General features: G+C 61.9%; 11 protein-coding genes. 1 reads left to right on the plus strand and 10 read right to left on the minus strand.

Going from position 1 to position 11,877, the window contains the following annotated elements; all coding sequences use genetic code 11:
* From ACSZPK_RS06155 to ccoN (ACSZPK_RS06195), 9 genes are all read right to left on the minus strand, one after another.
* Complete coding sequence (locus tag ACSZPK_RS06155) at window positions 1-501, minus strand: FixH family protein (RefSeq protein ID WP_437880530.1); 501 nt, start codon at window positions 499-501, stop codon at window positions 1-3.
* A gap of 18 nt (window positions 502-519) precedes the next feature.
* Window positions 520-1,935 (minus strand): cytochrome c oxidase accessory protein CcoG, encoded by a 1,416-nt coding sequence (ccoG, locus tag ACSZPK_RS06160; RefSeq protein ID WP_437880531.1) that lies wholly within the window; start codon window positions 1,933-1,935, stop codon window positions 520-522.
* 365 nt (window positions 1,936-2,300) lie between these two features.
* Window positions 2,301-3,275 carry a cytochrome-c oxidase, cbb3-type subunit III gene (gene ccoP / locus ACSZPK_RS06165; RefSeq protein WP_437880532.1) on the minus strand — a complete coding sequence of 325 codons (975 nt, stop codon included), beginning with the start codon at window positions 3,273-3,275 and terminating at the stop codon, window positions 2,301-2,303.
* A complete protein-coding gene (locus tag ACSZPK_RS06170; RefSeq protein WP_437880533.1) occupies window positions 3,272-3,442 on the minus strand; it encodes a cbb3-type cytochrome oxidase subunit 3 in 171 nt (56 codons plus the stop codon). The genes ccoP (ACSZPK_RS06165) and ACSZPK_RS06170 overlap by 4 nt, the downstream gene beginning before the upstream one ends.
* 6 nt (window positions 3,443-3,448) lie before the next feature.
* Complete coding sequence (ccoO, locus tag ACSZPK_RS06175; protein ID WP_437880534.1) at window positions 3,449-4,060, minus strand: cytochrome-c oxidase, cbb3-type subunit II; 612 nt, start codon at window positions 4,058-4,060, stop codon at window positions 3,449-3,451.
* Window positions 4,060-5,499 (minus strand): cytochrome-c oxidase, cbb3-type subunit I, encoded by a 1,440-nt coding sequence (gene ccoN, locus ACSZPK_RS06180; protein ID WP_437880535.1) that lies wholly within the window; start codon window positions 5,497-5,499, stop codon window positions 4,060-4,062. Before ccoN (ACSZPK_RS06180) ends, ccoO (ACSZPK_RS06175) begins: the two co-directional genes overlap by 1 nt.
* A gap of 486 nt (window positions 5,500-5,985) precedes the next feature.
* Complete coding sequence (gene ccoP, locus ACSZPK_RS06185; protein ID WP_437880536.1) at window positions 5,986-6,912, minus strand: cytochrome-c oxidase, cbb3-type subunit III; 927 nt, start codon at window positions 6,910-6,912, stop codon at window positions 5,986-5,988.
* A 38-nt stretch (window positions 6,913-6,950) separates the two neighbouring features.
* Complete coding sequence (ccoO, locus tag ACSZPK_RS06190; RefSeq protein WP_437880537.1) at window positions 6,951-7,565, minus strand: cytochrome-c oxidase, cbb3-type subunit II; 615 nt, start codon at window positions 7,563-7,565, stop codon at window positions 6,951-6,953.
* Window positions 7,565-9,004, minus strand: a complete 1,440-nt coding sequence (gene ccoN / locus ACSZPK_RS06195; protein ID WP_437880538.1) for a cytochrome-c oxidase, cbb3-type subunit I — start codon at window positions 9,002-9,004, stop codon at window positions 7,565-7,567. The genes ccoO (ACSZPK_RS06190) and ccoN (ACSZPK_RS06195) overlap by 1 nt, the downstream gene beginning before the upstream one ends.
* A gap of 43 nt (window positions 9,005-9,047) precedes the next feature.
* Here ccoN (ACSZPK_RS06195) and ACSZPK_RS06200 point away from each other — a divergent pair, with 43 nt between their 5' ends.
* A complete protein-coding gene (locus ACSZPK_RS06200) occupies window positions 9,048-9,719 on the plus strand; it encodes an alpha/beta family hydrolase (RefSeq protein WP_437880539.1) in 672 nt (223 codons plus the stop codon).
* A 63-nt stretch (window positions 9,720-9,782) separates the two neighbouring features.
* On the opposite strand, the gene ACSZPK_RS06205 is transcribed toward ACSZPK_RS06200, so the two are convergent.
* A complete protein-coding gene (locus ACSZPK_RS06205) occupies window positions 9,783-11,348 on the minus strand; it encodes a methyl-accepting chemotaxis protein (protein ID WP_437880540.1) in 1,566 nt (521 codons plus the stop codon).
* Window positions 11,349-11,877 lie beyond the last annotated feature (529 nt).

Here is an 11,877-nt window from a genome sequence, read left to right on the forward strand (position 1 = left end):
TCAGTCGCCGAGCAGGACGGGCGTGCCTTCGCTGACCTGTTCTTCCTCGAACAGGCGCCAGTCGCGCCCGTTCTCCTGGCCGATCAGTTCGACGAAGCGCCGGCCCTCGACCTTGTCCGGCAGGCTGCCGGTGTACTGGCTCTGGCCGATGGCTTGCAGGACCACGCGGCGATCACGCTCCGGCTGGGTCGGCGACTCCAGGTTCAGCACCAGTTGCTGCGGCTGGCTCTTGCCGCTGAGCCGCAGGCTGACCACACCGCTGTCGTTGTCGATGGTCAGGCTGGCTTGCAACTGCAGCGCCGTGGCCAGGTTCTCCCGTTCCAGCGAGGTGTTGATGCCCTTGCCGACGTCGTAGTAGTTGTCGGAGATCAGCTTGGGCGGGTTCTGGTTGGCGAACACCAGCAGGCTGACGCCCTGCACCACGGAAAAACCCAGCAGGCCGAGGATGAACCAGACCCAGGGTTCCTTGTACCAGCGACGGGCTTGTGTGGGGGCGATCATGGCGGTTCCTGTCATGGGTTAGCGGATGCTGGGGCCGATGAAGCGGCTGGGGGTGTCATTGTGCACCGAAGGATCGTCGACCGACTGGATGCGGAAGGTGATTTCGTTGGTGCTCGACGGCAGTTTTTCCGGCGGCACCGACAACTCGACCGGCAGGGCGAGCACTTCGCCGGCGCTGACCCTGACCTCTTGCTTGCCCGCGAAGCGCAGGCCGTCGATACCATCGGCGCTGAGTACGAAGGTCTGCTCGGTCTGGGCCTTGTTCATCACCTTGAGGGTGTAGACGTTCTCGATGTGGCCTTCCTGGTTCTCGCGGTACAGGGTGCGGTCCTTGAGCACGTCCAGCTCGACCAGCGAGCGGTGGGCGACGGTCCAGGCGAACAGCAGGATCATCGCCAGCAGCGCCAGCGCATAGCCGATCAGGCGTGGGCGCAGCAGGTGAGTCTTCTGCCCCGACAGGTTGTGCTCGGTGGTGTAGCTGATCAGGCCCTTGGGGTAGTTCATCTTGTCCATGATGCTGTCGCAGGCGTCGATGCAGGCGGCGCAGCCGATGCACTCGATCTGCAGGCCGTCGCGGATGTCGATGCCGGTCGGGCAGACCTGCACGCACATCGTGCAGTCGATGCAATCGCCGAGGCCGTCGGCCTTGTAGTCCTGGGTCTTCTTGCGCGGCCCGCGGCTTTCGCCACGCCGTGGATCGTAGGAGACGATCAGCGTGTCCTTGTCGAACATCACGCTCTGGAAGCGCGAGTAGGGGCACATGTGGATGCACACCTGCTCGCGCAGCCAGCCGGCGTTGCCATAGGTGGCGAGGGTGAAGAAGCCGACCCAGAAATAGGCCCAGCCATCGGCGCCGCCGCTGAGCATTTCCGGAATCAGGTTGCGGATCGGCGTGAAGTAGCCGACGAAGGTCAGCCCGGTGACCAGGCCGATGGCGATCCACAGGCTGTGCTTGGCGGTCTTGCGCATGAGCTTGTTGCCGCTCATGGGTTGCTTGTCCAGCTTCATGCGTTGGTTGCGGTCGCCCTCGGTGATCTTCTCGCACCACATGAAGATCCACGTCCACACGCTCTGCGGGCAGGTGTAGCCGCACCAGACGCGGCCGGCGAACACGGTGATGAAGAACAGGCCGAAGGCGCAGATGATCAGCAGCCAGGAGAGCAGGGCGAAATCCTGCGGCCAGAAGGTCGCGGCGAAGATGTGGAACTTGCGTTCGGGCAGGTCCCACCAGACGGCCTGGCGGCCATTCCAGCTCAGCCAGGCAGTACCGAAGTAGAGCAGGAACAACACGGCGCCGCCGGCCATGCGCAGGCGCCGGAACAAGCCGGTGAAGGCGCGCGTGTAGATTTTTTCTCGGCTGGCGTACAGATCGAAGCTGCGGTCGCCCTTGGCCGGGGGAGGGGTGACATCGTGTACGGGAATCTGCTTGCTCATCGGTGCCTACCACGGTTCTGGTTAGCGCCCCGTCGATACGTGCCGGCGGAGTCTGTGCTTCACGGTAAGCCTCATGTTACGCCTCGTTTCGCCGAACCCCGATGCGACTTCCGGTCGCGTAGCAGATGGCGGATGTTTTTACGGTGCAGGCCGGGTTGAGGCAGGAGCGGACACTTGTCCGATGATCGGTTTATATCCTCGTCATTCCCGAGAAGGCGGGAATCCAGAAGCGCTTTTTTGGGCTCCCGCCTTCGCGGGAGTGACGATAAATAGTATCGATGTCCGCTTATGCCTCATTCCAGACCAACATGCCAACCGGCTCATCCTGCGTGGACCTTCGAAAAACGAGGCCCCATCGACAGGCTTTACTCCTGCGCTTTCTCGTCCTGCTTGCCCTGGGACAGGCTGTAGACGTAGGCCGCCAGCAAGTGGACCTTGTCGTTGCCGAGAAACTCGTTCTGCGCCGGCATCTTGCCGCTGCGCCCGTAACGGATGGTCTGCTGCAACTGGGCGAAGCTGCTGCCGTAGATGAATGCGGCCGGCTTGGTCAGGTTCGGCGCGCCCATCATCGCCATGCCGCTGCCGTCCTTGCCATGGCAGGCGAAGCAGGTGGTCTCGAAGGCCTTGCGACCAGCTTCGATATCGGCCGTTTCACCGTCTGGCAATTTGCGCCCGCCCAACTGGGTGAGGACGTAGGCGGCGACGTTGCGCACGCCCTCATCGCCGACCAATTGGCCATGGGCCGGCATCATGCCCATGCGCCCGTTGAGGATGCTGGTCTTGATCGTGTTGGCGTCGCCGCCCCAGCGCCACTGATCGTCGCTCAGGTTGGGAAAACCGTATGCACCCTTGGCGTCGGAGCCGTGGCAGACCGAGCAGTTGGAGGCGAACAGGCGCCCGCCCATTTTCAGCGCGGCCTCGTCCTGGGCCACCTGCTCGATGGGCATGGCGGCGTACTTGGCATAGATCGGGCCGTACTTGGCATCGGCCTTGTCCATTTCCTTTTCCCACTGGTGCACGCCGCTCCAGCCGGGCTGGTTGTCGGCGAATGGCTTGTCCTCGCCGATGCCGTCGTAGCCCGGCAGCACGCCCTTGAAGTTGCCCAGGCCCGGATACAGTGCCAGGTAGCCGACGGCGAACAGCAGGGTGGCCACGAACAGCATGAACCACCACTTGGGCAGCGGGTTGTCGAACTCGGCGATGCCATCGAATTCATGGCCGACGGTCTGCTCGGTCGAGTCCGGGCGCTGGCCCTTGCGCACGCTGAACAGCAGCACGGTCAGGGCAACGAGGGTGCCAAGGGTCAGAAGCGTGATGTACAGGCTCCAGAACGACGTCATTTTTCCTCGACCCCATGCTTGTCCCGGGGTTTTTCATCGGCGAACGGCAGGTTCGCCGCTTCGTCGAAGCTGGCCTTGCGCCGGCTGCTGTAGGCCCACAGCACGACGCCGACGAACGCCACGAAAACTACTGCCGTACCAATACCGCGAAGGGTTCCGATATCCATCGTGCGTCACCGTTTGTTCTTGATTGAAGTGCCAAGGCCTTGCAGGTAGGCCACCAGTGCATCCATTTCGCTCTTGCCCTTGACCGCTTCGGCGGCGCCAGCGATGTCCGCATCGCTGTAGGGCGTGCCCAGTGCGCGCAGGGCGTTGAGCTTGGCGGCGGTATCCTTGCCGTCGAGTTTGTTTTCCACCAGCCAGGGGTAGGCAGGCATCTTCGACTCCGGCACGACGTTGCGCGGGTTGTACAGGTGCGCGCGGTGCCAGTCGTCCGAGTAGCGCCCGCCGACGCGGGCCAGGTCCGGGCCGGTGCGCTTGGAGCCCCAGAGGAAGGGGTGGTCCCATACGCTTTCGCCGGCCACCGAGTAGTGACCGTAGCGTTCGGTCTCGGCGCGGAACGGACGGATCATCTGCGAATGGCAACCGACGCAGCCTTCACGGATGTAGATGTCACGGCCTTCGACTTCCAGGGCTGGACGCGGCTTCATGCCGGCCACCGGGTCGTTGACCACATCCTGGAAGAACAGCGGGACGATCTGGGTCAGGCCGCCGATACTCACCGCCAGGACCATGAACAAGGCCAGCAGGCCGACGTTCTTTTCAACTATCTCGTGGCTTTTCATCAGTGCGAAGCCTCGGGAATGCGGGCCGCGGTGTCGTATTCGGCGGGTTGCGCCGCACGAATGGTGCGGTAGGTGTTCCAGGCCATCAGCAGCATGCCGGTGAAGAAGAAGCCACCACCGATCATGCGCACCAGGAAGCCCTCATGACTCGCCACCAGGGCTTCGACGAAGGAGTAGGTGAGGGTGCCGTCTTCGTTGATCGCGCGCCACATCAGGCCCTGGGTGATGCCGTTGACCCACATCGACGAGATGTACAGTACCGTGCCGATGGTGGCGAGCCAGAAGTGCGCGTTGATCAGGCCGACGCTGTGCATCTGCTCGCGACCGAAGACCTTGGGGATCAGGTGGTACAGCGAGCCGATGGAGATCATCGCCACCCAGCCGAGGGCGCCGGCATGCACGTGGCCGATGGTCCAGTCGGTGTAGTGGGACAGGGCGTTGACGGTCTTGATCGCCATCATCGGGCCTTCGAAGGTGGACATGCCGTAGAACGCCAGGGATACCACCAGGAAACGCAGGATCGGGTCGCTGCGCAGCTTATGCCAGGCGCCGGAGAGGCTCATCATGCCGTTGATCATGCCGCCCCAGCTCGGCGCCAGGAGGATGACCGACATCACCATGCCCAGCGATTGGGCCCAGTCGGGCAGGGCGGTGTAGTGCAGGTGGTGCGGGCCGGCCCAGATGTACAGGGTGATCAGCGCCCAGAAGTGGACGATGGACAGACGATAGGAGTAGATCGGCCGCTCGGCCTGCTTGGGCACGAAGTAGTACATCATGCCGAGGAAGCCGGTGGTCAGGAAGAAACCCACGGCGTTGTGGCCGTACCACCACTGGACCATGGCGTCGGTGGCGCCGGCATAGGCCGAGTAGGACTTGAACAGGGTCACCGGCAGTTCCGCGCTGTTGACGATGTGCAACATCGCGGTGACCAGGATGAAGGCGCCGTAGAACCAGTTGCCGACGTAGATGTGCTTGCTCTTGCGCTTGACGATGGTGCCGAAGAACACCACCGCGTAGGTGACCCAGACCACGGCCAGGAGAATGTCGATCGGCCATTCCAGCTCGGCGTATTCCTTGGAACTGGTGTAGCCCAGCGGCAGGGTGATCACGGCGAGGATGATCACCAGTTGCCAGCCCCAGAAGGTGAAGGCGGCCAGGGTGTCGGAGATCAGGCGGGTCTGGCAGGTGCGCTGGACCACGTAGTAGGAGGTGGCGAACAGGGCGCAACCGCCAAAGGCGAAAATCACCGCGTTGGTGTGCAGCGGGCGCAGGCGGCCGAAGCTGGTCCAAGGCAGGTCGAAGTTCAGTTGGGGCCAGACGAGTTGCGCGGCGATGAACACGCCGAGGCCCATCCCGATCACACCCCATATCACCGTCATCACGGCGAACTGACGGACCACCTTGTAGTTGTAGGCGGTCTGGCTGATTGCTGTGCTCATGCTGTGTTCCACGGTTAATGGACTTTGTTATTTAGGTTTTTTGCGGGGCCAGTATGGATACGCGCAAAGGCGGATGCAATGCTGAAAAGCCGCGCGCGGCAAGGCTTGCAGAGACTTTGGTAGTAGATTTTGCTCGCTCCGGTGCAGCCGTTTTTCCTGCTGGAACTCGCCAAGCCAAGATGCATCGCGGCTTCGCTTGGGAGCTGTGGCAGATGGTGAGCACCCTACTATGGAAGGGGAGGTAAAAGTACGGATGTGGCACTGAGTCGCATGAATCTGGCAGGGAGAGACAAGTTGGCAAGGCGTTGCTGGGGTTTTGGCTTGAGTGGCGGCGTGGAGGCAGGAGCGGACGTTCGTTATTCCGTCATTCCCGCGAAGGCGGGAATCCAGAAGCGCCTTTTATTTGGGCTCCCGCCTTCGCGGGAGTGACGGTAAGTAATCTCGATGTCCGCTGCTGCCTCAATGCTGCCTGTTCGAATATCGGTGTTACTTCTTCTCCTTATCCTGGGACAGGCTGTAGACGTAGGCGGCCAGCAAGTGGACCTTGTCCGCGCCGAGGAACTCGTTCTGCGCCGGCATGCTGCCGCTGCGTCCGTAGCGAATGGTCTGCTGCAATTGGGCGAAGCTGCTGCCGTAGATGAACGCGGCCGGGTTGGTCAGGTTCGGCGCGCCCATCATCGGCATGCCATGACCGTCCTTGCCGTGGCAGGCGAAGCAGGTGGTTTCGAAGACCTTGCGGCCGGCCTCGATATCGGCGGTTTCGCCTTCGGGCAGTTTGCGACTGGCCAGTTGGGTGAGGACGAACGCGGCGACGTTGCGCACGCCGTCATCGCCGATCAGCGGGCCGTGGGGCGGCATGACGCCGGTGCGGCCATTGTTGATGGACTGGGCGATGGTGCTCGCTTCGCCGCCCCAGCGCCATTCATGGTCGGTCAGGTTGGGGAAGCCATAGGCACCCTTGGCGTCGGAGCCGTGGCACACCGAGCAGTTGGAGGCGAACAGGCGCCCGCCCATTTTCAGCGCGGCTTCGTCCTGGGCCACCGCCTCGATGGGCATGGCGGCGTACTTGGCGTAGATCGGGCCGTACAGGGCCTCGGCCTTGTCCATCTCGCGCTGCCACTGGTTGACCTGGGTCCAGCCGTTCTCGTAGCCCGGCAGGATGCCCTTGAAGTTGCCCAGCCCCGGATAGAGCAGCAGGTAGGCGCCGGCGAAGGCGATGGTGCCGACGAACAGCAGGAACCACCACTTGGGCAACGGGTTGTCGTATTCCTCGATGCCGTCGAAGGCATGGCCGAGGGTCTTGTCCGCCGGCCCCGACGCTTCGCCGCTGCGGGTGGCGAAGATCAGCCACAGCAAGGCGACGAGGCTGCCGAGGGTCAGCAGGGTGATATAGCCACTCCAGAAAGCGGTCATGACTGTTTACTCCAATTCTTTAGCTGAATGGCCATGGCTTAGCGCTTGTTCTTCACGCTGGTGCCCAGCACCTGCAGATAAGCGACCAGTGCGTCCATTTCCGTCTTGCCCTTGACCGCCTCGCTCGCGCCGGCGATGTCTTCGTCGCTGTAGGGCACGCCCAGGGCGCGCATGGCGCTCAGCTTGGCAGCGGTGTCCTTGCCGTCGAGCTTGCCTTCCACCAGCCAGGGGTAGGCCGGCATCTTCGATTCGGGCACGACGTTGCGCGGGTTGTACAAGTGCGCGCGATGCCAGTCATCGGAGTAGCGGGCGCCGACGCGGGCCAGGTCCGGGCCGGTGCGCTTGGAACCCCAGAGGAAGGGGTGGTCCCAGACGCTTTCGCCGGCCACCGAGTAGTGACCGTAGCGCTCGGTCTCGGCGCGGAACGGGCGGATCATCTGCGAGTGGCAGCCGACGCAGCCTTCACGGATATAAATGTCACGGCCTTCCAGTTGCAGCGCGGTGTAAGGCTTCATGCCCTGCACCGGCTCGTTGACCACGTCCTGAAAGAACAGCGGGACGATCTGGGTCAGGCCGCCGATGCTCACGGCCAGGACCATCAACAGGGCGAGCAGGCCGACGTTCTTTTCGAGTATTTCGTGCTTGCTGCTCATCAGTGGGCTCCTTCTACGGCGATCAGAGCGCTGGCGTCATAGTCCTCGGTTTTCACGGTACGAACGGTTTTCCAGGTGTTCCAGGCCATCAGCAGCATGCCGGCGAAGAACACCGCACCGCCGAGAACACGCACGACGAAGCCGGTATGGCTGGCCTGTAGCGATTCGACGAAGGAGTAGGTGAGGGTGCCGTCGGCATTGACCGCGCGCCACATCAGGCCCTGGGTGATGCCGTTGACCCACATCGAGGCGATGTACAGCACGGTGCCGATGGTCGCCAGCCAGAAGTGCCCGTTGATCAGGCCGATGCTGTACATCTGCTCGCGGCCGAACACTTTCGGGATCAGGTGGTACAGCGAGCCGATGGAGATCATCGCCACCCAGCCGAGGGCGCCGGCATGCACGTGGCCGATGGTCCAGTCGGTGTAGTGGGACAGGGCGTTGACGGTCTTGATAGCCATCATCGGGCCTTCGAAGGTGGACATGCCGTAGAACGCCAGCGATACCACGAGGAAGCGCAGGATCGGGTCGCTGCGCAACTTATGCCAGGCACCGGAGAGGGTCATCATGCCGTTGATCATGCCGCCCCAGCTCGGTGCCAGCAGCACCAGCGACATGACCATGCCGAGGGACTGCGCCCAGTCGGGCAGGGCGGTGTAGTGCAGGTGGTGCGGACCGGCCCAGATGTACAGGGTGATCAGCGCCCAGAAGTGGACGATGGACAGGCGATAGGAGTAGACCGGACGCTCGGCCTGCTTGGGCACGAAGTAGTACATCATGCCGAGGAAGCCGGCGGTCAGGAAGAAGCCCACGGCGTTGTGGCCATACCACCACTGCACCATCGCATCGGTGGCGCCGGCGTAGAGGGAGTAGGACTTGGTCAGGGTGACCGGCAGCTCCAGGTTGTTGACCACGTGCAACAGGGCGACGGTAAGGATGAACGCACCGAAGAACCAGTTGCCGACATAGATGTGGCTGGTGCGGCGCTTGGCCAGGGTGCCGAAGAACACGATGGCGTAGCAGACCCAGACGATGGTGATCAGAATGTCGATCGGCCATTCCAGTTCGGCATATTCCTTGGATGTGGTGTAGCCCAGCGGCAGACTGATGGCCGCCAGCACGATCACCAGTTGCCAGCCCCAGAAGGTGAAGGCGGCCAGCTTGTCGGAGATCAGCCGCACCTGGCAGGTACGCTGCAGCGAGTAGTAGCTGGTGGCGAACAGGGCACAGCCGCCGAAGGCGAAGATCACCGCGTTGGTGTGCAGGGGGCGCAGTCGACCGAAGCTGGTCCACGGCAGGTTGAGGTTCAGTTCCGGCCAGGCCAGTTGGGCGGCGATGAACACGCCGAGCCCCATACCGACTATGCCCCAGACCACCGTCATAATGGCGAACTGGCGGACCACCTTGTAGTTGTAGGCGGCACTGCTGGTTATGTTCATTTTGGTTGGCTTCCATCCACGGTTTAGGAAAAGCATTGCAAGCATGGATAAAGGCGTTATGAGCAATATTGACGGGGATCAACGGGCTGCTGGCGATTGGCTATGGACGGGCCGAGACACGTTGTCGCAGGTCACGCTGGTGCTTGCCCACGGCGCTGGAGCGCCGATGGACAGCGCGTTCATGGCACGCATCGCCGAGTTGCTGGCGGAGCGCGGCATAGCGGTATTGCGCTTCGAGTTTCCCTACATGGCACAGCGCCGTGTCGATGGCGTGCGTCGGCCACCCAATCCTCAGGCGCGTTTGCTTGAGTGTTGGCGGGAGGTCTACGCCCAAGTGCGGGGGCAGGTGCGGGGACGGCTGGCTATCGGTGGCAAGTCCATGGGCGGGCGCATGGCCAGCCTGCTGGCCGACGAGCTGGGCGCCGATGCCCTGGTATGCCTCGGTTATCCGTTCTACGCCGCCGGCAAGCCCGAGAAGCCGCGGGTGGCGCATCTGCAGCATCTGCGCACACCGACCCTGATTGTCCAGGGCGAGCGCGATGCGCTGGGCAACCGGCAGACCGTCGATGGCTATCGGTTATCGAGTGCCATTGACGTGCAATGGCTGTCCCAGGCCGATCATGACCTCAAGCCGCTGAAGGTCTCGGGGTTCAGCCATGAGCAGTATCTGCAAGCGGCGGCCAACAGCGTGGCGAGCTTCTTGAGCGGCACTTGAGAGGGCTGAACGAGGACGGGATCTTCCGTTCAGCCTTGACCCATGGTGCTCTTGTCGAGTCGTTTAGCGGTTGAATCGCTCCACCAGTGAATACTGATCCTGTGCGGTGGCGGCCAGGGATTCGCTGAGCAGCGCGGTGTTCTGGGCGTCGTTGAAGGTTTGTTCGGTGAGGCGGGCGATGGTGACGATGTTCTGGTTGATCTCGTCGGCCACCGCGCTTTGTTCTTCAGCCGCTGCGGCGATCTGGTTGGCCATGTCGGTGATGTTGGCCACGGCTTCGCTGATGCCGACCAGCGCTTGGTCGGCTTCCTGGACCCGGGCCACGCCTTCGTCGGCCTGGCGCTTGCCTTGTTCCATGGTCGTTACGGCGTTTTCTGCGGTGCGCTGCAGCTTGGCGATCAGGCCGTGGATCTGCTCGGTCGATTCGCCCGTACGCTGTGCCAGGGAACGTACCTCGTCGGCGACCACGGCGAAGCCACGGCCCATTTCGCCGGCACGGGCCGCCTCGATGGCGGCGTTGAGTGCCAGCAGGTTGGTCTGGTCGGCGATGCCTTTGATCACATCGACCACGCCGCCGATCTCATCGCTGTCGCGGGCCAGGCGAGTCACGGCTTCGCCGGTTTCGGCAACGGAGCCGGAGAGGCGCTGAATGGCTTGTACCGTGTCGGAGGCGATGGTGCGACCTTCACCGGTCAGGCGATTGGCTTCCTGAGTGGCGATGGCGGTACGCGCGACATTGTTGGCCACTTCCAGGGTGCTGGCCGCCATCTGATTGACCGCTGCGGCAACCTGCTCGGTCTCGGCTTTCTGCCGGTCCAGTCCGGCGGAGCTGTTGTGGGCCAACTGGTCGGCCTCTTTGGCCTGGGACGTCAGGCGGCGAGCGGTGTCCTGCAGGCGGGTCAGGCAGGTCTTGAGACGGGCGTTCTGGCTGAGCATGGCCATTTCCAGGCGCGCCTCGTCGCCACGGCTGTCGGTGTACATCCGGGCGATAAGCGGGTCGGAGGTGCTTTGCTGGGCCAGGTTCAGCAGGCGCTTGGTCGCCCGGTTCTGCCAGGCCAGGCCGGCCAGTCCGAGCGGGACGCAGAGCAGGGCGGCCAGAGCGAAGCCCCAAGGGCTTTGCAGCCAACTGCCAATCAGGAAGGAGACCTGGCTGACCAGGATGAAAGGCAGCCATGCCAGCAGTGTCGGCAGCCAGCGGTCGGTGCTTGGGATCGCGCCGCGCCCCGCGTTCAGACGCAGGTAGAGCGCCTGTGCGCGACGTATCTGCTCGGCTGTCGGCTTGACCCGCACCGATTCGTAGCCGACCACCTGGGCATTTTCCAGCACCGGGGTGACGTAGGCATTGACCCAATAGTGATCGCCGTTCTTGCAGCGATTCTTCACCACGCCCATCCAGGCACGTCCCTCCTTCAAGGTGCGCCACATATGTTCGAAGACCGCCGACGGGACATCGGGGTGACGCACCATATTGTGAGGCGAGCGAACGAGCTCGTCGCGACTGAAGCCACTGATTTCAACGAAGGCATCGTTGCAATAGCTGATGTGACCTTTGAGGTCAGTGGTCGAAATGAGGCGTTGCTCCTCGGCGAACGTTCGCTCGCGTTGGGTTACGGGGTCATTTTTTCTCATTATTCAAGCACTTGGGGAGATTTTTGGGATGTTTTCGTTTTCGTAGGGGTAGTGTAGCTGTCCCTGATAGCTCTCGCATATGGTGAATTGCCAGAAATAACTGAATTAATGGCGTCAAAAAAATAATTAATTCTGCGCGAGCAATAAATATTTCAATGGAACTTGAGGCGGGCCGGTATTCATCATTTTTTGATAATGGCCATTTGCTCTTAGTCTCTTCTGTCTAGTTACAGGATTATCTCCGGTTGCTTATTATCGGTATCGGATTATTGGGTTCGGACGTCTTTTTTATATCTGAGCGGTGTCGTTTTTCTTTATAGAGTGGATTTTATGATTTTTTAATGGCGCCTGTAAAATGGCGAATTGGAGATTTATGAATTTGCTTGTCAATGAGGCACTTTGATTGCTCAATGAGATTAGGTGTTACTTTCTAGTTTCGCTTGTGTAGTCTGCGCCAGAACCTTTTGTAAAACCCATGGTCCATCAACTGGCCATTTCAGGGCGTTATGAAAGTGGCTCGGTTAAAACA

This window comes from Pseudomonas sp. LRF_L74 (genome assembly GCF_965644255.1).
Lineage (GTDB): Bacteria > Pseudomonadota > Gammaproteobacteria > Pseudomonadales > Pseudomonadaceae > Aquipseudomonas.